We start from the raw sequence: 24,124 nt of genomic DNA on the forward strand, positions 1-24,124 counted from the left end.
TATTATACTAATACGCTTGATAGAAATACGATTAATGCTGTTAATACTACCGCTCCACTTGCTGATCCTACGAAATCACCTTTTGTTACTTGTAATACTTGCTCTTTCATACCTTTCATTCTCCCTTCCTTTTCTTTTGTTACAAAGCTTCTATTATACTAATACGCTTGATAGAAATACGATTAATGCTGTTAATACTACCGCTCCACTTGCTGATCCTACGAAATCACCTTTTGTTACTTGTAATACTTGCTCTTTCATATCATTTATCCTCCCTTTTTATAAGTTATCTATATGTAATTTCTAAGAAATGTTTATTTCATAGTTTTTATGTTAACGTTACATTAAATTTGATAACGTAACGTTTGTAACATTAATGTAACATAACTATTATTACGTTGCAATATAATTACGTAAAATTTATTACACTTTTTTTACGTTTTTTTATAATAACCCTCAAAAACCTTTATTTAATGCGTTTTTCACTTAGTTCACGTTTGTAACATTCGTGTAACATTACAGTCATAAAGTGAAATGTCGTCATATTCCTCTCTATTTTTGTTACAAATCGTTTATTTAGTGACACTAAACCTATCTAATCTTTACTTACTTTTAATATGAGATAAAATACCGTCTTTCCAAGATAAGTTTATATGTTTCCTCTATATAACTATGTATAATAAAAACAAAGAGGTGGTCATTTTGAAATTAATCGCATTAGATATGGATGGTACACTACTATCATCTAATCTTGAAATCTCCAAAGAAAACCTACAAGCAATCCAAACTGCACAAGAAGCTGGTCATATTGTAATGATCTGTTCTGGTCGTGCGAAAGAGGATGCTTTAAAGCTATTGGAAGAATATAAATTATCTCTTCCAGTCGGAGCAAGCAATGGGGCTATTGTTTATGTGGATGGAAAAGTAATTAACTCGCGTTGTATACAAAACGACAAAGTTTACAAACTTGCAAAATTACTAGAATCTGAAGGTTTCCCATATAAGCTATATACGAATAAAGGAGTTTATTCTCCATATACATGGCAAGATCAAGTGATGCAAGCATTCGAAGAAAATAAGCATGCGCTTGATGTTACATTAGAGGAACTTGAACGAATTACAGAAAAGCAAAAGAAATCGAACCTAATTACTGATTTCAAAAAAATAGAAGATGTTGTAAATAACCAAGAACTAGAAATATCTAAATTCTTCATTTTAACGTTTAATGCAGCGCATCGCGCACAACTATTAAGTATATTACAAGAAGATGCTGATATTATGGTTACAGCATCGGCTCCTACTAACTTAGAAATTATGGATAAGAATGGACATAAAGGAAACGGGATACAGCAGATGGCAGCTCATTTTAATATCCCTATTGAAGATACAGTTGCTATTGGTGATAATTTTAATGATGTACCGATGTTAGAAGTAGCAGGCTTATCTGTTGCAATGGGCAACGCTGAAGAAGATGTAAAAAAGCTATGTGATGTTGTAACACTAACAAACAATGAACATGGTGTTGCTCACGCAATCGAGCAATTTGTATTGAAACAAACTTCATCTATTAAATAAAAAAAGGACTCTTTCAATTTGAAAGAGTCCTTTTTTATACGTGATGACAAGCAACAAAATGCTCTGCACCAACATTACGGAATTCTGGTACTACTTTTTTACAAACATCCGTTGCAAATGGGCAACGTGTATGAAAACGACAGCCCGAAGGTGGATTTGCTGGACTTGGAATATCCCCTTCTAGTATAATTCGCTCTCGCTTCACTGTTGGATCTGGTATTGGAACAGCTGATAACAATGCTTTCGTATAAGGATGTAGCGGATTGGTAAATAACTCATCACGCGGTGCTGTCTCCACAATCATACCTAAATACATAATTCCGATTTTCGTACATAAATGTTCTACTACACTTAAATCATGCGAAATGAATAAATAAGATAATCCCTTTTTCTCTTGTAACTCACTAAATAAATTAATAATTTGTGCTTGGATAGATACATCTAGTGCCGCCACAGGTTCATCAGCTACAATAAATTCCGGATTTAATACCATAGCTCTTGCGATTACGATACGCTGACGTTGTCCACCAGAAAACTCATGGGGATACCGGTCAATATGATAAGGAGCTAATCCACATAACTCCAATACTTCAATTACCTTTTCACGAACATTTTCTTTCGTCGCTAATCCGTGGGCCAACATTGGCTCTCCAAGCGCTTCTCCAATTCTCATTCTCGGATTTAATGAGCTAAATGGATCTTGGAAAACGAGCTGCATATTAGGGCGATGTTTTCTTAATTCATCCTTGGATAAAGAATGAACATCTTTCCCTTTAAACTTCACTTCTCCCTCCGTTTTTTGAACGAGGCGTAAAATTGTTTTTCCTATTGTTGTTTTTCCGCTCCCTGATTCGCCAACGAGACCAAACACTTCACCTTTATTAATAGTAAAACTTACTCCATCAACCGCTTTTACATGCCCAATTGTTCTACTAAATACGCCACCCTTAATTGGAAAATATGTCTTTAGATTTTTCACCTCTAATAATGGTTCACTCATTGTTCCGCACGCTCCTCATATAACCAGCAAGCTACTTTATGATTTTCATCATTTACATTTAGATTTGGGGCTTCTTTTTCACATATTTCCATACAACGCTCACAACGCCCACTAAAGTAGCAAAACTCACCTAAACCAACTAAATTCGGAACTTGCCCTGGAATAGAATATAGTTTATCTATTCGTTTTCCCATTACTGGTTTTGATTTCAATAATCCTTTCGTATAAGGATGTTTTGGATTTTGGAATATCTCTAGTACTGGGGCTTCTTCGATAACTTTCCCGCCATACATAACGACAACATAATCAGCCATTTCCGCTACGACACCTAAGTCATGTGTAATTAATAAAATCGACGTTTTAAATTCTTCTTTCACTTGTCTTAGTAGATCCAATATTTGAGCCTGAATGGTAACATCAAGAGCTGTTGTTGGTTCATCCGCAATTAATAACTTAGGATTACAACTAAGTGCAACAGCAATCATAATACGTTGTAACATCCCGCCGCTCAGTTCATGCGGATAAGAATGGACGATTTCATCAGCGCGGGCTATGCCAACTTTACGAATTAACTCAATTGCCTTCTTATATGCTTCATTTTTACTAAGTAATTCATGCTCCCTTAACGTTTCTACAATTTGCTCTCCTACAGTGAAGACGGGGTTTAGCGATGTCATCGGTTCTTGGAAAATCATCGCAATATCATTCCCTCGTAAACTACGAAGCTCTTTCTCTTTCATTCCTAAAAGACTTTTTCCCTCATATAAAATATCTCCACCTACTACACTGCCTGATTCAGCAATAAGTCCCATAATAGATAACGCCGTTACACTTTTTCCGCAACCAGATTCACCTACAACACAAACAGTTTCACCTTCTCGAACAGAAAAACTAACATGATTCACAGCTTTTACTGTCCCTTCTTCTGTCTGAAAGTGTGTTTGTAAATCTTTCAGCTCTACTACCGCTTTACTCATATCTCCTCACCTACCGTCTCATCTTTGGATCTAATGCATCACGAAGTGCATCACCAAGTAAATTAATTGATACAACTGTTATAAAGATTGCAAAACCAGGCGGAATCCATAACCATGGACGCTTTTGGAAATCGATTAATGAGTTAGCTGCGCTAATCATGTTCCCCCATGATGGTGTAGGTGGAACGACTCCGAGACCTAAGTAACTTAGTGCGGATTCTCCCAAAATAGAACCTGCAACACCTAATGTAGATACGACAATTAAAATGGGTAAAACATTAGGTATTAAGTGATATATAATTTTCCGGTAATCTTTTATTCCTAACACATCCGCAGCTTGCATAAATGCTTGCTCCCTAAGTGATAAAATTTGCCCTCTTACAAGGCGTGCAAGCCCTGGCCAACCTACTAAACTTAAAATAATCATAATGACATACAAACGATAATCAGACGGTACTTTCCACTCTGATAAAATCGCACCCATTATAATAAGTAACGGTAATCCTGGCATCGACATTAAAATATCTGCAAGTCGCATAATAATATTGTCCACAATACCACGATAAAAACCTGCAATCGCTCCTAATAAAGCTCCAAGTATAACCGATAAAACCATTGAAGCTAAACCAATGGTTAATGAAATACGTCCCGCTTGCATAAGCCTTGTTAAAATATCTCTTCCTAATTGATCTGTACCAAGCCAATGAGAAAAACTAGGTGGTTTGTTAATGAGCGCAACTTGTATTTTTCCTGATGCATATGGAGAAAAGAAAGGACCGATAAAACAAAATAAAAACATAAAAATTAATGCATAAAACCCTACAAGTGCCATCTTATTTTTCTTTATCTTTTTAAAAGCTTGTCGCCATGGTGATGATTCATTTCTTCTCTTTTTTTCTTTTTTTTCTGTAATTACTGTAACAGTCTCCATTTCTTTCCCCCCTTACTTCAACCGAATTCTTGGATCAACAACTGCATATACGATATCTGCTAAAAAGTTTGAAACGATTGTTAAACAAGAAAGAAACATCGTAAATGCCATCAATACTGTATAGTCACGGAAATTTAATGCTTCTAATTGAATATTACCAATCCCTGGCCAGTTAAAAATTTGTTCAATAATAATTGCCCCAGAAAACAATCCAGGTAATTCAAATGCTAATAACGTAATTGCCGGTAAAATTGCATTTTTTAATGCATGCTTATAAATAACCGTCTTCTCCTTCAAACCTTTCGCTCTTGCTGTTCGTATGTAATCTTGTCTTACAACCTCTAACATACTTGTTCTAAAATAACGAGTTAGCGAGCCGACCCCAAGAAGTGTCAAAATAAATACTGGTAAAATCATATGTTTTGCAACTTCTATCACGTAAGCAAATCCTGTTGAATTACTGCCAACATCAATCATTCCACCTATCGGTAATAACTTAAAGTCAACCGCAAACACCTTAATTAAAAACAAACCGATAAAGAATGAAGGGAATGACATCGCTGCAAAAACACCGATTGTTACAAGTTTATCGAATAAAGAATGTTGCTTCGTCGCCGAGAATACACCGATAATAAGTGCAATTAGCCAAATAAAAAACAATGCAATAATTGCTACACTAAAGGAATTCCAAATAAATTTATTTAATAATGACGTTACAGGCTCTTGATATTGAAGTGAGAAGCCAAAGTCCCCTTGCAATGCATTACCTAACCAATGAAAATAACGCTCAACAATTGGTTTGTTCAACCCATATAACTCCCTCAGTTCAGCTGCTCTTTCCGGTGTAATTTTCGGGTTTGAATCAATATAATCCCCAGGAAGAAGTGCGAACAGGACGAAGATAATAATTGATGTACCAAGCAGTGTAGGAATCATTTGTAACAACCTACGAACAATATATGTTTTCACCCTTTTTCTCTCCAATCTTATGCTTAAAATAGAAGAACATTTTTTCAAAGCGGCACATTACTAACCGAATGAAAAAATGTCTTCTACTTATACATTCTTATCGTTATTTTTCAAATGATAATACTGGTAAGTTTGCACTAATACTGTTGTACTTTTCAGGATCAATTCCTTTTATATTCCCGTTATAACCAGTAATTGTTCTACGGTAGTTTAATAGAATTACTGGTGGATCATCACTTAATTCTTTATACAATTCTTTATAAATAGGTTTACGCTTTTCGATATCTACAGTTTCAATACCTTTTTGAATTAGCTCATCTACTTTTGCATTCTTATAACCAAGACTAGTTTCATTTGCAGTAGACAAATATTCACCAGCTGTTTCACTCGGATCACTTGTAATCGGTGTCGAAACAGAAGCTAAATCATAATCCCCTTTGTTTACCTTAGAAAGCATCGTATTAAAGTCCATAAATTCAGGATTAAACTCTACACCTATTTCTTTATAATTCTCTTTCGCAATCGGAATTAATAAATCACTATCTTTAGCCGAACTTGGACCGAAATAAGAAAGTTTTAATTTTTGACCATCTTTTTCACGAATTCCATCCGAACCAACTTTCCACCCTGCTTCATCTAATAATTTTTTCGCTTTTTCTTTATCGTATTCGTATTTATTAACTCCTTCTTCCGTATAAGCCCAAGAAGTTGGATGAATTGGTACATTGGCTACTGTACCGTATCCTTTTAACGCTGTATCAACATATTTTTTGCGGTCTAATCCGTAAATAAGTGCTTGGCGAACCTTTTTATCCTTTAAGTAAGGCTTATTATTATTCATATAAATATAACTAAATGACGGTGCTGTTTCGATTTGGATATTGGCGAATTCTAAAGCCTTAGCCTGTTCAAGAACCTCATCACCAGTACCTAAGCCAGTATGGTCAACTTCTCCTGTTTGGAATAACTGAAGCTTCGTATCACTAGAAGTAATTTTATAAATGAAGTTTTGAATTTTTGGTTTACCCGCATAATAATTTTCGTTTGCTACAAAACGAACTTCTTGACCTGGAATATACTTTTCAAATTTATATGGACCCGCAGCTAATGGCTTTCCATATAAATCTTTTAAGTAATCTAAGCTTGTATTTTGCTTATAATCTTTTCCATAATAAGCTTTTGATAGTACTGTACCTCCTAAAACAAATATAGCTTGTGAATTCACTTTTTCAGTTGTAATTTTAATTGTTTGTGGATCAACAACTTGAATACCTTCAATTGAAGTTGCTTTTCCTTCCTTATATTCTTTACCACCTTTAACCGCATATTGAGAGATATCTACTTCACCTTCATATGCCTTATCATGTAAAAGCGTCAATGTGAAAGCTACATCATCCGCCGTTAATGGCGATCCATCACTAAATTTCAAATCTTTACGTAAATGGAATGTATATGTTAACTGATCAGAAGAAACGTCCCACTTCTCAGCTAATTCTGGAATTGGTTTCCCTTGTTTATCGGTTGATACGAGAGATGCAAAAATAACTGAAGTTACGTTTCCATCCCAACCATTTTGTTGGAAGTATGGCAAAAATACGCCGCCTGGCTTACTAATACCAACTACTAACGTATCTTTTCTATTCTTCGCTTTGTCTGGCACTTTCGTTTTATCTGTCGCAGCGATCTTTTCAATTTTCACATTTTTTAAATCCTGCTGTTTAACCGGCTCTGTAGAAGCCGCGTCCTCCTGTCCCCCACAAGCAGACAACACAAGCGAACTACTCATTAATACCGAAAATACACCAGCCCATTTTTTTGTCTTTTTCTTCATTGTCCCCACCCTAACTTTTTATGATTATACCCTCTGAACGAATTACCTTATGTATGCCTCCCACAGCAACATTTATAGCCAATCGGAAAAGTCGGTTTTAATCGTAAAAAAAATAGATATTTTTGAGGGGTAACAATCTTATTCCGACCTTTCCGGTAGACTTTATGGTTATTAGCTTATATCGTTCATTATGTTTTGTCAATTCTTTCTAAATGAATATTTTGAGAATTTTTCCAAAATTATCACTCTACATTTATACTTTAAGAAAACTCAGCTATAATTCGTATTAAAAAACTTAAAAATCTACTTCTATTCCTTCAACATGAAACATAGAATACTAATAACCAATTACCAAAAAGGGGGCGAAAATATGGACAACCTATTCCAATACGTCCTGCACTACGTATTATTAACAATTATGATAGTCGGAGCGCTATTACTATTCCCGTTCTTCCCAAAGTTCGTCCTCTTTTTAGCTTTTTTTATCATGCTCGGGATCGCTATTATAATTTCAACGAGAGAAGATGCCACGCAAAAAGAGAGCAGAGTTCAGCGCGTAAAGCTGTAACTTTGCTCTCTTTTCGTTTTCATTCACTAGTCTCTTTTATACATATTTATCCCGCTATTTGCCGGGCAGTAAGAACCCCACCTCAAAATTCAGCGAAAGCAAAAGAAGTTAGGTCGGGGTCGGGCTGCCCGTAAAAGCCCTCACTTTATCTCTCGGGAAATAATTAGCCTTTGTTTTTGTGATTACTCCTATTGAAAAGCCACTAATGACATTTATTTTTCACCTTATCATTTCATACGCTTCACAAGCTATGCAAATTGAGGAACACGGATTTATCTAAGTTACTGTTTCACGTGAAACACATCGCTTCATTTAATCTTTAAAGCAAAATATCATTATGAAAAAGCCACTTCCTCCAACAAAACTGAAAGGAAGTGGCTTTCTACTCTTTACTCCACAATATTCTCTAACTCACTATATAACTTCGCTCGTAACAACTCTTTCATCGTTTTTTCCTCATATAATTTTTCAAGTCTTTCAACATCAGCTACATGTTCCATTTCACATTCTATTGCATATATATCTTCTTCTACATGCATTAACTCATTTTCAATCTCTTCAAGATTCCTAGCTTTTTTCTCTTTTACTGGAACCATTTCAACACTCTTTCTCCCTTGGCGTTTTTGCTTTATTACTTGCTTCTCAAGCTTTTCTTCCCATTTTTGACGAGCCCATGCATAGTTTCCTGCAAACTCAAATAATTGGCATCCATCAATCCAGTACGTCTTTTCAAATAACTTATTTAAAAAATAACGATCGTGTGAAACAGCTAGGATTGTTCCATTATATTGCTCAAGGGCTTCCTCTAAAACTTCCCTTGATTCAATATCAAGATGGTTTGTCGGCTCATCTAAAATTAGAAAATTGATGTCTTGATACATAAGTTGCGCAAGTCTTAATCTCATTTTTTCTCCACCACTAAGTTGCGTTACTTTCTTAAATACTGCTGGACCATAAAACAAAAACTTAGCTAATATATGTCTTGCTTCTCCCTCTGTTACAGCCACATTCTCTCTGAATGCTTCCAATACATTACTCTTCATATTTTCATATGCATGCTGCGATAAATAACCGATTTTTACACTACTCCCCATCCTAATTGCACCAGCGTCTGGTTCCATTTCTTTTAATAGTAATTTTAGTAACGTGGTCTTCCCTGTACCATTACGACCAACGATAGCAGCACGCTCTTGAAAACGAACATGTAAATTCGCTTGTTCAAATAAAGGTCGGCCAGCAAAACCTTTACTCACTTCTTTCATTACAACAACATCTTTTCCGCTTCTCTCTTGCCCTTCAAACTGAAGACCCATCTGTTTTCGTTCTAAAATTGGCCTCTTTAATTTCTCTATACGTTCTAACGCACGTTCCATATTTCTCGCTCTTTTATGCAATCCTTCATTCGGAGGGTTCGCTTGATTTGCCCATTCACGTAGACGCTTAATTGCTTCTTTCATTTTCTTTATTTTCTTTTGTTGCTCCTGATAAGCTTGAAACTCTTGAAGTAATCTTTCTTCCTTCTCCTCAACGAACTGAGAATAATTCGTATGGTACACGTGAATCTCTCCATCTTCCAAATCAAAAATTTTCGTTACAACTTCATCAAGGAAATAGCGATCATGTGAAATAACTATAACTGTTCCAGTGTATTCTTTTAAAAATTGCTCTAACCATTCAACTGCAAATAAATCTAAATGATTTGTTGGTTCATCTAATAGAAGTAAATCTGGTTTCTGCAATAGCATATATGCAAGGCTTACTTTCGTCTGTTCTCCTCCACTTAATTCCGTAAATACTCTTGAAAATAAGTCTGTCACTTGTAAGCCATTTGCTACCTTCATTATATTTGCCTCGATTTCATAACCACCGAGAAATGCAAATTTTTCTTGAATGACTCCGTACCTCTCCATTAGCTTTTCCAAAGCAGATTGTTCCTGTTCCACCGCCATATTTTTTTCTAAAGCATGCATTTCTTTTTCTAATTCCTTTTCTACTTTAAAAGCAGAACTCAATACATCATATACAGTCATAACCTCATCAAACTTCGGAATTTGTGCGACATGACCAATACGTGTACCTTTCTTCATATGAATGGCTCCTGCATCCAAACTCTCCATTCCAGTTAGAAGCCCAAAGATTGTTGTCTTCCCACTACCGTTACGACCAACTAATCCAACACGTTCACCATTCTTTATTTCAAGCGATATATTTTCAAATATGGTGTTCCCACCAAAAGATTTCGTTACATTATTTACACTACAAATAGTCATTTTCCGTACTCCTTTCAATATAAAAAACCATGAGAAAGAAACATTCCCCATGGTTTTTCGGCATAGAAAAAGGAAGCCAAATAGCTCCCTTTTCACACGTTTATTAAAAATGGGTGAAGAGATTTCTATCGTTCAATAGTCACTATGCAATTGTTAAAAAAGGGCATACGTATCCCGTTAACAACTACATCATGAAAAATCGCACGACAAAAATAGATAAAATCTAAAAATTTGGCACGTGCAGCTAAAGAACGTTTCATCTCATTCACCCCTTTCGTACGGAATTTAATACTTACTTCTTTATTATACTTTCCAATTTCATGTTTGAATAGTCATTTTTCTGAAAATAATGAAGATAGACTAAACATTTCAATAAGTGACATCAAATCTTACAAAACTGTTATGTTCACGTAATGGAAAGCGATAGTACGAAAAGATGCCTCCCTATACAATAAAGATGTAAACAAGCGAGACAAACAAAAGGAGGAAACAAACATGATGAAAGAAATCGTAAAAGCAATCTTTGAGGTATTAGTGAACGGACAAGCAGTTGTAAAAGAACTAAATGAACTATAAAAAGGAGTGAAGAAATATGATGAACATGGTGAAAATGATTTTACACGCTTTAGTCGATGCAAAAGCAGTTAGCCAAGAATTAAACCAACAATAAAAAGGGGTATATGAATATGAAGAAAGCCATTATTATAATTGCAAGCACAGCAATTACCTTATACACAATAAAAAAGAGAAAAAAGAAAAATAATGAAAATGTTCTATATTATCCATACACACTATTAGAGAAAAAATAAAAGACAAGGTACCCTATCGTAATGAGGATATCTTGTCTTTTATTTTTCCCCTATTCCTTTAGAGGATTTCCTTCTCCTTTTCCCGAATGTATTAAGCGGGATTTTTACACATATTTTAAAGGGGCATATATACAAATGGATACACAACAACTATATTTTTTAAACGATATCGGTAAACAAAAACCAGAAAGTATTCGGAATAGAAGCGCTGCATGTCCATTTTGCGATAAAGAACAATTAACGGATATTTTAGCAACTGATGGTTCTATTATTTGGTTAAAAAATAAATTTCCTACATTACAAGATACATTTCAAACAGTGTTAATCGAAACCGATAATTGCGAAGATCATATCGCAACATATACAGAAGAACATATGAGAAAATTAATGCAATTTTCTATTCAACATTGGTTACACTTACAGAAGAACAAGGAGTTCGCATCTGTGATTTTATATAAAAATCACGGTCCATTTTCAGGTGGAAGTTTGCATCATGCACACATGCAAATTATCGGAATGAAATATGTAGATTATCTTGAAAATATTGAAGAAGAAAATTTCCAAGGGTTAATTGTTCAAAAAAATGAATGCATTGAGCTTAATATTTCAGAGCGTCCCATTATTGGCTTCACTGAATTCAATATAATCATTGATAACATTTCATATATAGATGAAATGGCAAATTACATTCAGCAAACTGTACGTTACATACTGACAGATTTCCATAAAGGATGCAGTAGTTATAACTTATTCTTCTATTACTTAAATGGAAAAATCATTTGTAAAGTTGTACCTAGATTTGTCGTTTCACCATTGTATGTAGGATATAAAATACCGCAAGTTTCTACAAAACTAGAAGAGGTGAAAATACAACTAGCGGAGTATTTCACAAAATGACACGATTATCAAAAAAAATAGAGTAGGTATCAAAACCTACTCTTTTATTACACCTTTATTTCGATAGTACACATCTTCTAATCCGATGTTATACTTCATGTTATTATCCGTCCACTCTGGCCCTAAATTCCCTGGCCATCCAGATGTATTCGCTATATATTTCAGTAATGCAAAATCAGTCAAACCTTTTTGCACCCCACGCTTATATCCTTTCATTAAATGCGGCATTGCAATTTGCGCATTTGTACGTGGATCTTTCAGCTCATCATCAGTTAAATGCTCTGGTGCAAGCCCGCCGCCGCGGTGTAGTTGAAACAATCCGAATGAAGTTCCATTATCTCCAACACTTCTTGGATTTAATCGACTTTCATGCTCGGCAATTGCAAGAGGTATCCATTCTGGAAGATTTACTTTCTTCGCTTCCTCTATAATGATTTGTTTCATCTGTTTTGCTTCTTCTGAATCAACATAGCTTGTTCCATTCACTAGCTTATCCATTCCTTCAGACTTTCCTTGGAAATATAAATATACTCCAAGAACAACTAAAAATCCTACAAAGAATTTCTTCACTACCTCTACCTCTTTCTCCGCTGAAATTTGTCCCCTTTCAGCCTTCCCTTTACAATTACCTACATTCTATTACTCTTTTATCATAGCAAATAACTATACATATTATCATCATGCTTTAGACCGATTTTGTGAAAAAACAGCTGGTAAATACGTGCAAAAATGTAACTTTCATAGACTATAACGCATTTATTGTATATAATTGTAAACTGAACTCTATATATAGAATAGGAGCATACAAAATGAAAAAATGCCTAACACTCTTGTTCAGCATTTTACTACTCATCCCTACCTACACCTCTGCACAAACATCATCAAAACCAAAAGTACTTGTTTTGTATAGTACACAAGACGATAAATTTTCAAATAATGTCCAAATCCTTAATACTCAATTAGGACATTTTACAAATGATATAACCGTAAAAAACTTAAAAGAAGCAACTTCAATTAATAACGTATCCTCCTATACACATATTGTTTATATCGGTGAAACAAAAGAAGCGTTTTCTGATGAAACGAAACAATTTCTAGAAAACTTCTCCGGCCCTGTATTAGTATTAGGACAAAATGTTGAACAATTATCTAAGCGTTTTTCTTTCATTACTTTGAATAGTGATGATATACGAGTTAATAAAATTGAATATCCAGACAAGAAGCTAAAAAATACCTTAGAGGAGGAACGATTAATTCAATCATTTGATACGAATGGAACTGTGCTTGCTAACGCCTTAAGCTCAAATAACACTAACCCACTAATCGTTCAGCATGAAACATCTTATTATGTTGCAACACCTAACCTCTTTGACTGGATGTCTCATTACGTCGGTGAAATGTTATTTTCTTATTTCAGCCAAAAACCAACGGAAAATAAAGTTGAAGCTTATTTACGCCTTGAGGATGTTCACCCCGCAGCAGATATAAATCAATTGAAAGAAATTGCTGAATTACTAAAAGAGAAAAAGATGCCTTACATGATTACTGTTATTCCGGTATATAAAGATCCAGATACAGGAAAGATAATACATTTAAAAGATAAACCAGAACTAGTTGATCTTTTACGCTCTATGCAAGATGATGGTGCAGCAATTATTATGCATGGTTATACTCACCAATTTTATGACAGTGAAACAGGTGAAGGCTTTGAATTTTGGGATGTAAAAACAGATCAACCAATTCGCCAACCGAAGCATGAAAAACCGAAGACAAAAGATGACTTTCCAAATATAGAGGCATATAACCAATATGTAAAAAAAGGGGAAGAATTCGAGGAAAAATATACGAAAGATCATATCGAAAAAGGAATTCAAGAACTTGTAGATGCTAAACTATATCCTGTTGCCTTTGAAGCACCTCATTACACGATGTCTCAAAAAGGATATGAAATATTATCAAGGTACTTTTCAACTTATGTAGGACAACTACAGTTAAATGATACAACTTGGAAATCCATGCACTCACCATATTATACAAGTACTCCATCATTTTTACATGGAATGAAACTATTACCTGAAACAGTCGGATTTATTGAAGAAGATACGCCACAAACTACTGCTAAAATGAAAGAGCGTGCTCTATCTGTTTCTAAATTATCCGATGGAGTTATTGGTGCATTCTATCATCCTTACTTAGGTGCGAAACCATTAAAAGAAGTGTTAAAGGATCTAGAAAGTATTCCAAATATAGAATGGATTGATTTACAAAAGGAAAAGAATGAAGTAAAAATGAAAGATATTCATATTACGACGAATAAAGACGGCATTCACGTTGAAAAACCAACCAGTGCGAATGACATAATTGATTATATAAAGCAATATGGCTTCTTCCTTATACTGGGGTTCGTTATCATTGTCTTTCTTTTATTATTAAAACGTGCGAAAAAATTAGAATCCTAATACAAAACCACCGAGCGGAACGCTTGGTGGTTTTTTGTCCTATATCAAACCGTGGCATTTTATTAAATAAATTCAACTTTTACTTTTTCCGTTACATGATTAAAACTATAATTCTCCTATCCTTTCAAATAAAATCGACTTGTATTTTCATATATTGTTTCTGCGACCTTATCAATGGATATGTTTTTTATAGAACTAATTTCCTTTAATACCTCTCGAATCATTCTTGGGTGCGTTATAACATCTTCTTGAAATTCCCACGGACCATCTGTTTCTACCATCATATATTCAAGCGGATAATACGAAACGATTTTTCTAATCTTCTCCTTATGTAAAACATCCGGTGTAATCGAAATATAATAACCATTTCTCATCATCCGTTTCATTGTTTCATCGCTTCCTTTAAACCAATGGAAGTGTGCACGTGAAACTTTATATTTCTCTAGCAAATCACATACAATGTCAGCATCTTCATAAACTGCGTGTAATACAATCGGCAAATTATACTTACTAGCTAGTTCTATAAATTTTTTCAATACAGCTATGTATGGATCTGCAGCAATTCTTTCATCTTCTTTTCTCAAATAATAGGGCAAACCTACTTCACCAATCGCAACAATTTCCTCTGCGTTCTGTTCAATAAGTTGATAAATCTGTTCACACTCTTCTTTATGAATCTGTTGCTCTGGATGAAACCCTATCGCTGGATATATAAAGGGATACTTCTTCGCTAAAGATAACGTTTCCTTACAAGATTGATAATTCATAGATACCGCAATAAGCCCCTTTATTTCCTTACTATTTTCCACCTCTTTTAGCAATCTGCTCTTCTCTTCATCCTTATATTGATCAACATGTATATGACTATCAATCCATTTCATCTTTATGCCCCCATAAAAAAACAAGAAAGGACTTCCTTTCTTGTTTTAGCATCTATATTATTTAACAATTAAGTTTGTTATGATATCAAATAATCCAATACACACTACGGCAACAGTAAAGTAGCTACAGAAATCTTTAATTGGTAACTTCACTACTTCTTCTTTACGCATCCCATTCTTCTCCCTTCTTACTAGATCCCTAATTATTTTTCTATCTGTATCTATTATGCAAAAAATATGACAAATTTACTATCGAATTAACTTACGTAAACCTTACAATGTTGTAAGGTTTAAAAAAGGATCCCCATCTTTATTCAGATGAGGATTATTAAAAATTAGTTGGTTTTTCATTCTTCATTACAAACAGAAAGTAATACATTGAGACTTTCTAGTTACACTATATGAAAATTACTATCTTTTAACTATCGAATTACATTACAGAAGGCTTACATGTTTGTAAGTTATGTGTAATGTAATTCGATAGTTCCCCTTACTTATATTTCGTACAATAAAGTTAGAAAGTAAGCCAAATAAGAAGAACACTCACATAACCAAATTACATTGCTAGTAGCTACTCTTCTTATACCTTTCACCCATGCTACTACAATGTACCCCCTTCCCCTTTATATAATAAAAAAGCCTTAGTCTATATGGACTAAGGCTTTTTTGTTAATCTCAAAAATACCCTTACCCAGTATTTTTATTTTCGACAAAAAATAGCCGGGGGTATATTTCACTATCTCATCGTTAAAAGTTTGCTCTTCGCATTTATAGGAATATTTGCAACCTCAATCTCTTCAATCGATTCACCGTAACGTCCTTTTGCAAAAACCTTTAATGCTTCATCTCTCTTTAACATATGCTTAACCGTTTTCTTTATTTTCTGCTCTCTACCACGTTCATCGAATGCAATAAATTCATATTCATACCACTCATCACCAATATGCTGACCAATTGTATTCACAACCGTATAGTATTCTTTCGTCTTATAAAATGGATTATATTTATCGATAACTGGTCCAAGTTTCGTAGGCAGTAACATTACTACTATCACTATCATCGCTATTATAGTAGTGATCATTTTTTTCTTCATAATAAACATTCCTCCTCTGCAGGATATATATACATCCATTTTAAAAAGGGGGAATAAAATCTACTATTGAATCTCATTACATTACACTTACATTTTTGTAAGAATTAAAAAAGGTGAACGAATTTGCTCGTTCACCTTTTAGCTTGCTTTAAAGCCACCGCCAAGTACATCACGTACATCATGTATAACAACGAAAGCATCTTCATCTACCCGGCTAATAACTTGTTTTAACTTAACAAGCTCTTGTTTATTAATAACAACATATAAAACTTCTTTATTTTTACCAGTATATCCGCCGCGCCCTTCTAATACAGTAACACCGCGTGTCATATTTTTCGTAATAGCTTCACGAATTAAATCTGGTTGATTCGAAATAATTGTAACAGCCGTTTTTGTGTCCATTCCTTCTACAATGAAATCAATCACCTTCGCTCCAATGAACACAGCCACAAGTGTATACATCGCCTTTTCTTGCCCTATTATAAATACAGAACCAGCAATTACAACAATATCAATAATTAGTACGCCTTTACCTACACTCCAACCTAAATATTGATTTGCTAACTGAGCTAAGATTGCTGATCCTCCCGATGTACCTCCGGCTTTGAACATACAACCTAATCCAATTCCCACAAATAAACCAGCAAATAAAGCTGCTAATAATGTATCACTATTTACATGATACTCAATATGTTCTGTAACGTATAAAAACAAAGATGTTTCTACAATCCCTAAAATTGTATAAATCATTGTTTTCTTATCAAAAAATTTATAACCAACAGCTAGTAAAATTGCATTTATAGCAAAGTTCACAATTCCTGGTGACCAATCAAATAAGTAGTACGTAACAACCGTTAAACCAATAATTCCACCTTCCGATAAACGGTTTGGAATTGCAAAGTAATTAATACCAATTGCGAATAATAATGAACCAATTGTAATTAGTGTTATTTCCTTTATACGTTGATTAACCATAGTTCATACCCTCCCCCCATTTGACATTGTATCACTATCTCCTAGAGGTTTAGAAGTGGTTTTTATTCCGCATTTTCCCTCTTAAAAATTGAAATATTATGTTTAAACAGAGGGTTGATTAATTATTCATATTTGCTCTAACTGCACGGACAAATCGCTCCACATTCCCTTTCTGAATATACTTAGCGCGAATGGTTTCATGACTACAAGTAAATTCAAAATACGGATGAAAATCTATGCTATCTATATACAAATATGAATACTCTTTAAATGTTGAAGAATAGTACGGAAATTTCCCGTAAAAAAGGAGACGTCTAGTAGTGGCAACAAAAACCCCATGTTGATACGATAATATAAAATTATCCTTCTCAAATATCCCTACCACAAAAGCCAGAATCTTTTCATCATCATCTACATACTTTTTCATACTCGATAAAAGTTCATTCATGCATATTCCTCCAAATTCTATTCACTGCATTAACACTTGAAAAGAATCCATGGATTATTACAGACCGGTTTAACTCCTTTATAAAGTATGAAACGCGTTTCCTGTCAAAGATATTTCAAAAAAATAATCCGTTATGCGATTATACACATAACGGATTACGATTAAACTGTAGAGCGTTCCACAAGTTCGTATGGAATTTCCAGCTTTTCTTGTTCAGAACTCTCGTCATTCACTTTTCTATGCAACATTTCAAAAGCAGTTTTCCCTATCTCCTTTAAATTTTGATCAATAGTTGTCAATTGTAACACTTGCGAGATAGGTTGATTATCAAAGCCAATAATCGCTAAATCCTCAGGAACTTGAATCCCTAATTTTTCAACCTCTGTCATAACCCCAATCGCAACTTCATCACCTGCTACTATTAATGCTTCAGGAAGATCCTGCATCTCTTTTAACTTATGAGCCACTTTTACACCATCTTCTAGTGTAAAACATTCTGTAAAAATCCATTCTTCATTAACCTCTTCGTCTATAGATTGCAATTGCTGTTTATAAACATCAAAACGCTTTTGACTACTCGGCCCTAATTTTCTTCCCGTACAATAACCAATTTTTTTATAACCTTTCTCAATCAAATAATCCATTCCTAATTGAAAGGCCGCTGAATGATTCGTATATACACTTGAGATGTTTGAAATATCATTGTCTTCACAGGCAATTATTGCGCCGTAAGAAGCATACGGTTCTATCGTTTCCCAATCATTTGCACGTGAACAAATAATAAGACCATCCAATTGTTTTGTTTTTAACATATGTAAACTTTTCATTTCTTCTTTTTTATTATAATTCGTTTGGCAAAGTAGCACCCTGTAATTATGCGCTAACGCAGTCTCCATCATTCCGCTCACCATCGCATCAAAACACGGATGATTAATATACGGTAAAATCACACCAACAATATTCGTTTTTCCTTTTGATAAATGAACAGCATTTGCGTTTTGCGAGTAATTCAATTTCTCAACTATCTCTATAACCGCTTTTCTTTTTTCTTCACTTACATATGGGTGATCATTCAACACTCTCGAAACAGTCGTAACTGAAACTCCCGCCATCTTTGCAATATCTTTAATATTAGCCATACACTCACCTCTACCTTTAACTTAATGAATCTCATGAACATATGTCAAATCTTCTTATCATTACACCTTCATTCGTTTCTCTTACAAAAGTGTAATTTTTCTGTAAGCTAATTCGATAGTGACTTTCCGCAACATTTCATACAATTAAGTCAGAAACAAGGTAACAACTATTCGAAAAGGAGCGGATTAATATGATGAACAAAATAAAAACGAACAATTTCTTACATACAATGGGCATGGTATTTTCCGCTCTTATCGACGCAAAAGCTGTTGCTTCTACATTAAACAAGTAAGGAGAATGTATTATGAATAACATCACTTTTAACAAATTAGATTTTTTAGGACTAGCTAGTGGCTCGATTCTTCTTACTGCTTTTATTTACGCCGCTACGCTTGTATAACTTTGTGTCCCCTTTCCCCTTTATTATAAATAGTAATAGAAAAGACGACCGTCTATGCCCGGTCGTCTTTTCTTATTTTTGATTTGATTGCAAAGCTTCTTTTAACTCCTCAAACTTCTCATTTAATTGATCCGTCATCATTTTCATAGCGGTTTTTCGATCTATTTGTTCTCCAGCCTCAATTTGAATTGGATCTCCAAAAATCAATTGTGCCTTTTTCCCCTTTATTAATTCTTTTACACTTGATGGACCAACATAAGCTGCTGGTACTAACGGAACATTGGAACGCATCGCAATTGTCACAGCACCCGCTTTTAATGAAACATCTTCCGCTGATCTTGTTCCACTCGGAAAAATCCCTACTACCTTTCCTTCTTTTAATAAACGTGATGGAATTTTAAGTGTACTTGGTCCTGGATTCGCACGATCTACAGGGAATGCATTTACATTTTTAAAGAACCAATTTTTGAATTTCCCTTCAAATAATTCTTTTTTGGCCATGTAATGAATTTGAGTTGGATACATCCCTGTAGCTAACATTAATACATCCATAAAACTTGTATGTGTACATGCAACAACATAGGGTCCACCTTCTGGTAGCTTTTCTCTTCCTTGTACTTCTACTTTCCCAGCTGTTTTAAATATATATTTCAACAAAAATGTAATTGGTTTATACATTTATTTCGTTCCTTTCTAAACATCCGAAGTATAATCATATTCTTATAATAATTATAACACTAAGTTTTAGGAGTTGGTAATAAAATTAAGGATGAATTGTTAAATTTCAATTCTTACAAAAGTGTAATTTTCTTGTAAGCTAATTCGATAGTTACTTCTTACTATATTTCATACAATTAAGTCAGAAACAGGGCAACAATTATTCGAAAAGGAGTGGATCAATATGATGAACAAAATGAAAACGAACAATTTCTTAAATACAATGGGCATGGTATTATCGGCTCTTTTCGATGCAAAAGCTGTTGCTTCTGCATTAAACAAGTAAGGAGAATGTATTATGAATAACATTACTTTTAACAAATTAGATTTTTTAGGATTAGCTAGCGGCTCTCTTCTTCTTACTGCTTTCATTTACGCTGCTACGCTTGTATAACTTTGTGTCCCCTTTCCCCTTTATATAGAAAAAGACGACCGTCTATGCCCGGTCGTCTTTTTAATTTTTTCTTTCTTTCAATTCTTTTAAAAGCTGTATCAGCTCAGCTTGTTGTTTTATCTTTTTACGACCATTTCGATTAATTGCTGCAAGCTCACAGGCAACTCCGACGGCGAAGAAAAACAATAAACTTTCTAACATGTGAAATCCTCCATTTGCCTATTAAACAGCTTGACGTAATTGTTCTTCTTGTAAAACTCTCTTATTTATATTTTCTTCTTTTCTCTGGCAAACGTTATTGCGAATAAGCGCTGCAATAACAAGTACAGTCCCTATAATATCAAACATTGTGATTTGATACCCTTGCATCATCATAATAGCTAAAGTCGTAATTGGTACAAAATTAATAAATAAAATCCCATTAATGGATGATAAAATTTTCACACCATAGTTCCAAGCAAGTAGCGCTACAATACCTGGCAATGTCATCATGAATAACAAATCATACTTCACAATAGAAATCGTTCCCATACTTGGAACTGAAATATATCCAAGCGACGTAATAATTACCGTTATAATCGCTGTAACAGTCGTACCGAATACACACGTCAACGTAGAATAACGTAATGTTGACCAATCACTACAAGTTTGACCACCCATCGTATAAATAACCCACCCTACAACACCAATAAATATAAATGCTAATGGGAACATATTATCTTTCAATGTTACAAAGAAACTCATGTCACCTTTTGTAATAACAAACACAGCTCCTACAAAAGCAATAACCATACTCGTTATCATATACTTCTTCGGTTTTATATGCTTATATCCCCATAAAATACAAATAGAAATCATCGGCATAAGTGCTTCCATAATGGAAGCTACCATTACACCCGACTTACCCATTAACATTTGCCCTAAAAATATGAGGACATTATATACTGTAAATGCCATCGTTCCAAAAAAGACGAGTAACTTTCCTCTTCCCTCTAAACAAAATGCCTGTTTTCCTTCTTTCACTAACAACAATACAATCAGCATTATCGCCACTGCTCCATAGCGAATAAGCGAAAAATAAAATGGATCTATGTATTCTAGCGCATGATCAGCAACTGGAAACATCGCTCCCCATGACATACTCGCAATTAAACACGCCAAAGCCCCTATTATCATTTGACCTCTTCTCACCGCAATCCCCCGTTTCTTTCTATTTGCACAAAGAGAATTGTAAAAGAAAAAATATATCACGTAAAATGATTCAAAATGATGTTAACTATCATTTATAATGATAGTTAACATCAAGGGGGATTACAAAATGGAATTAAGAGACTTACAAATCTTTAAAAGCGTTGCCGATCAGGGTAGTGTAAGTAGCGCAGCAAAGGAATTAAATTATGTACAATCAAATGTAACTGCACGTATTAAACAACTAGAAAACGAATTAAAAACCCCACTCTTTTACCGCCATAAACGAGGAATGACTTTAACAGCTGAAGGAAGAAAAATGCTCGTTTATGTTAGTAAAATTTTGCAAGATGTCGACGAACTAAAACAAGTATTTTTAGATAGCGAAACACCTTCTGGTATATTAAAAATCGGTACAGTCGAAACAGTAAGTACACTGCCTACCATTTTATCTTCTTACTATAAAAGCTATCCGAATGTCGATTTATCATTACAAGCGGGTCTAACAGAAGAATTAATTAGAGAAGTACTTGATCATCAATTAGATGGCGCCTTTATATCAGGTCCTATTAAACATCCACTAATCGAACAATACGATGTTAGTACAGAGAAATTAATGCTTATAACACAAAATAAAGCCTTTCATATAAAAGAATTTACAACAACGCCTCTACTCGTTTTTAACCAAGGATGTGGATACCGCTCCAAACTAGAACGTTGGCTTAAAGACGAAGGTTTGCTACCAAAAAGAATTATGGAATTCAATATATTAGAGACAATATTAAACAGTGTTGCACTCGGTCTCGGAATTACACTCGTACCACAGTCTGCTGTCCATCATCTTTCTAAAGCAGGTAAGGTACATTGTCATGCAATCCCTGAAAAATACGGCAGTATTTCAACGGTTTTCATACGCCGTAAAGATAGCTATATGACGAATTCAATGCGTAGTTTTTTAAAAACAATTGAAGACCATCATCATATCAATATGCTGTGAAAGACATTCTTACATGAATGTCTTTTTTTCTTACAAAAGTGTAAGTCTTTCGTAAGCTAATTCGATAGTTGGAAGTATCCATATTCCCTATAATTAAGACATAAGCAGGGCAACAACTATTCGAAAAGGAGCGGATACGCATGATGAACAATATGAAATCAAATAAATTTTTAAATACAATGGGCATGGTGCTATCCGCACTTGTCGATGCAAAAGCTGTTGCAACTACATTAAACAAATAAGGAGAGATTATAATGAACAACATTACTTTCAACAAATCAGACTTTATCGGACTTGCAAGTGGAGCTACTCTTCTTACGGCTTTCATTTATACACTTGCTCAAGGTCTTATTTAACACTTTGTTTCCCCAAACCCCTTTATATATAGAAAAAGCTGCTCGTCTTATAGACAAGCAGCTTTTTAGTTTGTCCCGCTTTAATGGGCAGTAAGACCCCCTCCTCAAAATTCAGCGAAAGCAAAGAAGTTAGGTGGGGGTCGGGCTGCCCATTAAAGTCCGATTGGTGAAGGCTAATAATCAGTGGGGGATGAAGAACCCCCACACTGATTAAAGTTTCACTTTATTTCATATACAATTTGACCTGTTTTCGTAATATCATATCCGCCAATCGCATTTAATTCATTATGAAATTCTTCCGATTGCAGAATGTCTTTCACAACTTCAATCAGCTCTTCATTTTCTTTATTCTTCAAAATTACTAAATCATACTGTTCTTTCATGATTGGAATAAAGTCCACATTTACAATTTGCGAAAACTTTTCTGAACCTACTCCTACATCAGCTTTTCCATTTGCAACTTGCGTGGCAACACCAAGATGATTCGATTCTTCCCATTCATATCCACTAATATCAGCTTTATTTAATTTTCGGATTCGTAATTGTTCATCCACTAACACTCTAATACCAGAACCCTTTTCTCGATTCACAAACTTTATAGTGGACCCGGATATGTCAGCCCATGTCTTTATTTTCTTCGGATTTCCTTTTTGAACATAAAACCCTACATTTCTGGACAATAAATTAATCATAAGACATGGCTGTCCTACTAAAATACGTTTTACGTAAGGAATATTATATGTACCCGTTTCACCATCAAACAAATGCAAACTAACGATACTTCCTTCTCCTTGATACATTTTCACTAAACTCGTTAAGCTACCTTGATACGCTCTTAAAACATTAGAACTTGGCAAACGATTTTCTATACGTTTAGCTAACATATCTAACGTTAGTTCTTGACCACTAATAATACACGTGTTCAAGATACTACTACCATCGTTTTTCACAGGATTAACTTGTACTTTCCCTGTTTTCATTTGCTTTATATATTGATCTAAATCTGCTGCATCAATGCGCATCTGTCTACCAACTCTATAAGAAGGAAGTTCTCCTTTTTTAATTAAGTCGTATACAGTTAATTTTGATACTTTTAATCGCTTTGCTACTTCTTCCGTTGTGTAGGAATGATGATCCATAGACGATTCCTCACTTTCTCCTTTCATTGTAACAAAGAAAAGAATATTTCTCCTATTTTTTAAAAATAGACATATGTTCAAATTATATTCAATTATAACTAGTTATATTT

28 protein-coding genes are annotated in these 24,124 nt (G+C 34.3%); 9 read left to right on the plus strand and 19 right to left on the minus strand.

The window, feature by feature from the left end; genetic code table 11:
* Positions 1 to 2: 2 nt before the first annotated feature.
* The gene (locus tag ACUN13_RS28370; RefSeq protein WP_000677736.1) at positions 3 to 119 is read right to left on the minus strand and encodes a DUF3948 family protein; all 117 of its coding nucleotides are present in this window, start codon (positions 117 to 119) and stop codon (positions 3 to 5) included.
* Positions 120 to 153: 34 nt separating this feature from the next.
* Complete coding sequence (locus ACUN13_RS28375) at positions 154 to 261, minus strand: DUF3948 family protein (protein WP_000664237.1); 108 nt, start codon at positions 259 to 261, stop codon at positions 154 to 156.
* A 441-nt stretch (positions 262 to 702) separates the two neighbouring features.
* Here ACUN13_RS28375 and ACUN13_RS28380 point away from each other — a divergent pair, with 441 nt between their 5' ends.
* Positions 703 to 1,575 (plus strand): Cof-type HAD-IIB family hydrolase, encoded by an 873-nt coding sequence (locus ACUN13_RS28380; RefSeq protein ID WP_000766420.1) that lies wholly within the window; start codon positions 703 to 705, stop codon positions 1,573 to 1,575.
* Positions 1,576 to 1,609: 34 nt separating this feature from the next.
* Here the strand turns inward: ACUN13_RS28380 and ACUN13_RS28385 are convergent, their stop codons facing one another.
* The 5 genes from ACUN13_RS28385 to ACUN13_RS28405 all read right to left on the minus strand — a co-directional run bounded on the left by ACUN13_RS28385 (position 1,610) and on the right by ACUN13_RS28405 (position 7,283).
* Positions 1,610 to 2,575, minus strand: a complete 966-nt coding sequence (locus ACUN13_RS28385) for an ABC transporter ATP-binding protein (protein ID WP_242278661.1) — start codon at positions 2,573 to 2,575, stop codon at positions 1,610 to 1,612.
* Entirely contained in the window at positions 2,572 to 3,552 is a 981-nt protein-coding gene (locus ACUN13_RS28390; RefSeq protein WP_242278662.1) for an ABC transporter ATP-binding protein, read from the minus strand. The genes ACUN13_RS28385 and ACUN13_RS28390 overlap by 4 nt, the downstream gene beginning before the upstream one ends.
* A 10-nt stretch (positions 3,553 to 3,562) precedes the next feature.
* The gene (gene opp4C, locus ACUN13_RS28395; protein WP_000451077.1) at positions 3,563 to 4,483 is read right to left on the minus strand and encodes an oligopeptide ABC transporter permease; all 921 of its coding nucleotides are present in this window, start codon (positions 4,481 to 4,483) and stop codon (positions 3,563 to 3,565) included.
* Between the two features lie 12 nt (positions 4,484 to 4,495).
* Positions 4,496 to 5,452 (minus strand): ABC transporter permease, encoded by a 957-nt coding sequence (locus ACUN13_RS28400; protein WP_000860748.1) that lies wholly within the window; start codon positions 5,450 to 5,452, stop codon positions 4,496 to 4,498.
* A 103-nt stretch (positions 5,453 to 5,555) separates the two neighbouring features.
* The gene (locus ACUN13_RS28405) at positions 5,556 to 7,283 is read right to left on the minus strand and encodes an ABC transporter substrate-binding protein (RefSeq protein WP_242278663.1); all 1,728 of its coding nucleotides are present in this window, start codon (positions 7,281 to 7,283) and stop codon (positions 5,556 to 5,558) included.
* Positions 7,284 to 7,653: 370 nt separating this feature from the next.
* Here ACUN13_RS28405 and ACUN13_RS28410 point away from each other — a divergent pair, with 370 nt between their 5' ends.
* Complete coding sequence (locus ACUN13_RS28410) at positions 7,654 to 7,851, plus strand: hypothetical protein (protein ID WP_000369254.1); 198 nt, start codon at positions 7,654 to 7,656, stop codon at positions 7,849 to 7,851.
* Between the two features lie 389 nt (positions 7,852 to 8,240).
* Here the strand turns inward: ACUN13_RS28410 and abc-f are convergent, their stop codons facing one another.
* Positions 8,241 to 10,121, minus strand: coding sequence for a ribosomal protection-like ABC-F family protein (gene abc-f, locus ACUN13_RS28415; RefSeq protein WP_048655812.1), 1,881 nt, complete (start codon positions 10,119 to 10,121; stop codon positions 8,241 to 8,243).
* Between the two features lie 125 nt (positions 10,122 to 10,246).
* Positions 10,247 to 10,381: an RAxF-45 family protein gene (locus tag ACUN13_RS28420; RefSeq protein ID WP_000830643.1), complete on the minus strand. Its 135-nt coding sequence runs from the start codon at positions 10,379 to 10,381 to the stop codon at positions 10,247 to 10,249.
* Between the two features lie 420 nt (positions 10,382 to 10,801).
* Here ACUN13_RS28420 and ACUN13_RS28425 point away from each other — a divergent pair, with 420 nt between their 5' ends.
* Both ACUN13_RS28425 and ACUN13_RS28430 read left to right on the plus strand, forming a co-directional pair.
* Complete coding sequence (locus ACUN13_RS28425; protein ID WP_002023099.1) at positions 10,802 to 10,930, plus strand: hypothetical protein; 129 nt, start codon at positions 10,802 to 10,804, stop codon at positions 10,928 to 10,930.
* Positions 10,931 to 11,065: 135 nt separating this feature from the next.
* Entirely contained in the window at positions 11,066 to 11,827 is a 762-nt protein-coding gene (locus tag ACUN13_RS28430; protein WP_242278664.1) for a DUF4931 domain-containing protein, read from the plus strand.
* Between the two features lie 36 nt (positions 11,828 to 11,863).
* Here ACUN13_RS28430 and ACUN13_RS28435 read toward each other — a convergent pair whose 3' ends face one another.
* Positions 11,864 to 12,397 (minus strand): transglycosylase SLT domain-containing protein, encoded by a 534-nt coding sequence (locus tag ACUN13_RS28435; protein WP_000713249.1) that lies wholly within the window; start codon positions 12,395 to 12,397, stop codon positions 11,864 to 11,866.
* 239 nt (positions 12,398 to 12,636) lie between these two features.
* On the opposite strand from ACUN13_RS28435, the gene ACUN13_RS28440 reads away from it, so the two are divergent.
* Positions 12,637 to 14,286 (plus strand): DUF2334 domain-containing protein, encoded by a 1,650-nt coding sequence (locus ACUN13_RS28440; protein ID WP_242278665.1) that lies wholly within the window; start codon positions 12,637 to 12,639, stop codon positions 14,284 to 14,286.
* Between the two features lie 116 nt (positions 14,287 to 14,402).
* Here the strand turns inward: ACUN13_RS28440 and ACUN13_RS28445 are convergent, their stop codons facing one another.
* The 5 genes from ACUN13_RS28445 to ACUN13_RS28465 all read right to left on the minus strand — a co-directional run bounded on the left by ACUN13_RS28445 (position 14,403) and on the right by ACUN13_RS28465 (position 18,822).
* Positions 14,403 to 15,167, minus strand: coding sequence for a TatD family hydrolase (locus tag ACUN13_RS28445; RefSeq protein ID WP_000871102.1), 765 nt, complete (start codon positions 15,165 to 15,167; stop codon positions 14,403 to 14,405).
* Positions 15,168 to 15,903: 736 nt separating this feature from the next.
* Positions 15,904 to 16,260, minus strand: coding sequence for a YxeA family protein (locus ACUN13_RS28450; protein WP_000728422.1), 357 nt, complete (start codon positions 16,258 to 16,260; stop codon positions 15,904 to 15,906).
* Positions 16,261 to 16,398: 138 nt separating this feature from the next.
* The gene (locus tag ACUN13_RS28455) at positions 16,399 to 17,235 is read right to left on the minus strand and encodes a YitT family protein (RefSeq protein WP_000248045.1); all 837 of its coding nucleotides are present in this window, start codon (positions 17,233 to 17,235) and stop codon (positions 16,399 to 16,401) included.
* Between the two features lie 118 nt (positions 17,236 to 17,353).
* Entirely contained in the window at positions 17,354 to 17,683 is a 330-nt protein-coding gene (locus tag ACUN13_RS28460) for a PH domain-containing protein (RefSeq protein ID WP_001004246.1), read from the minus strand.
* 161 nt (positions 17,684 to 17,844) lie between these two features.
* Entirely contained in the window at positions 17,845 to 18,822 is a 978-nt protein-coding gene (locus ACUN13_RS28465; protein WP_001273903.1) for a LacI family DNA-binding transcriptional regulator, read from the minus strand.
* A gap of 305 nt (positions 18,823 to 19,127) precedes the next feature.
* Between ACUN13_RS28465 and ACUN13_RS28470 the strand changes: the two genes are divergently transcribed.
* Positions 19,128 to 19,223: a DUF3948 family protein gene (locus ACUN13_RS28470; protein ID WP_001059999.1), complete on the plus strand. Its 96-nt coding sequence runs from the start codon at positions 19,128 to 19,130 to the stop codon at positions 19,221 to 19,223.
* Positions 19,224 to 19,295: 72 nt separating this feature from the next.
* Here ACUN13_RS28470 and ACUN13_RS28475 read toward each other — a convergent pair whose 3' ends face one another.
* Positions 19,296 to 19,901, minus strand: coding sequence for a lysophospholipid acyltransferase family protein (locus tag ACUN13_RS28475; RefSeq protein WP_000277778.1), 606 nt, complete (start codon positions 19,899 to 19,901; stop codon positions 19,296 to 19,298).
* 337 nt (positions 19,902 to 20,238) lie between these two features.
* Between ACUN13_RS28475 and ACUN13_RS28480 the strand changes: the two genes are divergently transcribed.
* Entirely contained in the window at positions 20,239 to 20,334 is a 96-nt protein-coding gene (locus ACUN13_RS28480; RefSeq protein WP_001060007.1) for a DUF3948 family protein, read from the plus strand.
* A 60-nt stretch (positions 20,335 to 20,394) separates the two neighbouring features.
* Here ACUN13_RS28480 and ACUN13_RS28485 read toward each other — a convergent pair whose 3' ends face one another.
* A complete protein-coding gene (locus ACUN13_RS28485) occupies positions 20,395 to 20,535 on the minus strand; it encodes a YrzO family protein (RefSeq protein WP_000894065.1) in 141 nt (46 codons plus the stop codon).
* A gap of 21 nt (positions 20,536 to 20,556) precedes the next feature.
* The gene (locus tag ACUN13_RS28490) at positions 20,557 to 21,525 is read right to left on the minus strand and encodes a DMT family transporter (RefSeq protein WP_002180311.1); all 969 of its coding nucleotides are present in this window, start codon (positions 21,523 to 21,525) and stop codon (positions 20,557 to 20,559) included.
* 127 nt (positions 21,526 to 21,652) lie between these two features.
* Between ACUN13_RS28490 and ACUN13_RS28495 the strand changes: the two genes are divergently transcribed.
* Together ACUN13_RS28495 and ACUN13_RS28500 are read left to right on the plus strand one after the other, a co-directional pair.
* Positions 21,653 to 22,519: a LysR family transcriptional regulator gene (locus ACUN13_RS28495; protein WP_445424071.1), complete on the plus strand. Its 867-nt coding sequence runs from the start codon at positions 21,653 to 21,655 to the stop codon at positions 22,517 to 22,519.
* 254 nt (positions 22,520 to 22,773) lie between these two features.
* Positions 22,774 to 22,875, plus strand: a complete 102-nt coding sequence (locus ACUN13_RS28500; protein WP_001060017.1) for a DUF3948 family protein — start codon at positions 22,774 to 22,776, stop codon at positions 22,873 to 22,875.
* Positions 22,876 to 23,093: 218 nt separating this feature from the next.
* Here ACUN13_RS28500 and ACUN13_RS28505 read toward each other — a convergent pair whose 3' ends face one another.
* Positions 23,094 to 24,014, minus strand: a complete 921-nt coding sequence (locus ACUN13_RS28505) for a substrate-binding domain-containing protein (protein WP_002180310.1) — start codon at positions 24,012 to 24,014, stop codon at positions 23,094 to 23,096.
* Positions 24,015 to 24,124: the final 110 nt, after the last annotated feature.

This window comes from Bacillus cereus group sp. Bce041, assembly GCF_052646455.1.

Bases quoted from the DNA above. Each gene is read 5' to 3' on its own strand.
- ACUN13_RS28440 (WP_242278665.1), top strand. From the start codon at position 12,637: ATGAAAAAATGCCTAACACTCTTGTTCAGCATTTTACTACTCATCCCT.
- ACUN13_RS28450 (WP_000728422.1), bottom strand. From the start codon at position 16,260: ATGAAGAAAAAAATGATCACTACTATAATAGCGATGATAGTGATAGTA.
- ACUN13_RS28470 (WP_001059999.1), top strand. From the start codon at position 19,128: ATGAATAACATCACTTTTAACAAATTAGATTTTTTAGGACTAGCTAGT.
- ACUN13_RS28370 (WP_000677736.1), bottom strand. From the start codon at position 119: ATGAAAGGTATGAAAGAGCAAGTATTACAAGTAACAAAAGGTGATTTC.
- ACUN13_RS28465 (WP_001273903.1), bottom strand. From the start codon at position 18,822: ATGGCTAATATTAAAGATATTGCAAAGATGGCGGGAGTTTCAGTTACG.
- ACUN13_RS28405 (WP_242278663.1), bottom strand. From the start codon at position 7,283: ATGAAGAAAAAGACAAAAAAATGGGCTGGTGTATTTTCGGTATTAATG.
- ACUN13_RS28495 (WP_445424071.1), top strand. From the start codon at position 21,653: ATGGAATTAAGAGACTTACAAATCTTTAAAAGCGTTGCCGATCAGGGT.
- abc-f (WP_048655812.1), bottom strand. From the start codon at position 10,121: ATGACTATTTGTAGTGTAAATAATGTAACGAAATCTTTTGGTGGGAAC.
- ACUN13_RS28430 (WP_242278664.1), top strand. From the start codon at position 11,066: ATGGATACACAACAACTATATTTTTTAAACGATATCGGTAAACAAAAA.
- ACUN13_RS28390 (WP_242278662.1), bottom strand. From the start codon at position 3,552: ATGAGTAAAGCGGTAGTAGAGCTGAAAGATTTACAAACACACTTTCAG.
- ACUN13_RS28475 (WP_000277778.1), bottom strand. From the start codon at position 19,901: ATGTATAAACCAATTACATTTTTGTTGAAATATATATTTAAAACAGCT.
- ACUN13_RS28455 (WP_000248045.1), bottom strand. From the start codon at position 17,235: ATGGTTAATCAACGTATAAAGGAAATAACACTAATTACAATTGGTTCA.
- opp4C (WP_000451077.1), bottom strand. From the start codon at position 4,483: ATGGAGACTGTTACAGTAATTACAGAAAAAAAAGAAAAAAAGAGAAGA.
- ACUN13_RS28420 (WP_000830643.1), bottom strand. From the start codon at position 10,381: ATGAAACGTTCTTTAGCTGCACGTGCCAAATTTTTAGATTTTATCTAT.
- ACUN13_RS28460 (WP_001004246.1), bottom strand. From the start codon at position 17,683: ATGAATGAACTTTTATCGAGTATGAAAAAGTATGTAGATGATGATGAA.
- ACUN13_RS28500 (WP_001060017.1), top strand. From the start codon at position 22,774: ATGAACAACATTACTTTCAACAAATCAGACTTTATCGGACTTGCAAGT.
- ACUN13_RS28425 (WP_002023099.1), top strand. From the start codon at position 10,802: ATGAATATGAAGAAAGCCATTATTATAATTGCAAGCACAGCAATTACC.
- ACUN13_RS28505 (WP_002180310.1), bottom strand. From the start codon at position 24,014: ATGGATCATCATTCCTACACAACGGAAGAAGTAGCAAAGCGATTAAAA.
- ACUN13_RS28410 (WP_000369254.1), top strand. From the start codon at position 7,654: ATGGACAACCTATTCCAATACGTCCTGCACTACGTATTATTAACAATT.
- ACUN13_RS28375 (WP_000664237.1), bottom strand. From the start codon at position 261: ATGAAAGAGCAAGTATTACAAGTAACAAAAGGTGATTTCGTAGGATCA.
- ACUN13_RS28385 (WP_242278661.1), bottom strand. From the start codon at position 2,575: ATGAGTGAACCATTATTAGAGGTGAAAAATCTAAAGACATATTTTCCA.
- ACUN13_RS28485 (WP_000894065.1), bottom strand. From the start codon at position 20,535: ATGTTAGAAAGTTTATTGTTTTTCTTCGCCGTCGGAGTTGCCTGTGAG.
- ACUN13_RS28445 (WP_000871102.1), bottom strand. From the start codon at position 15,167: ATGAAATGGATTGATAGTCATATACATGTTGATCAATATAAGGATGAA.
- ACUN13_RS28480 (WP_001060007.1), top strand. From the start codon at position 20,239: ATGAATAACATTACTTTTAACAAATTAGATTTTTTAGGATTAGCTAGC.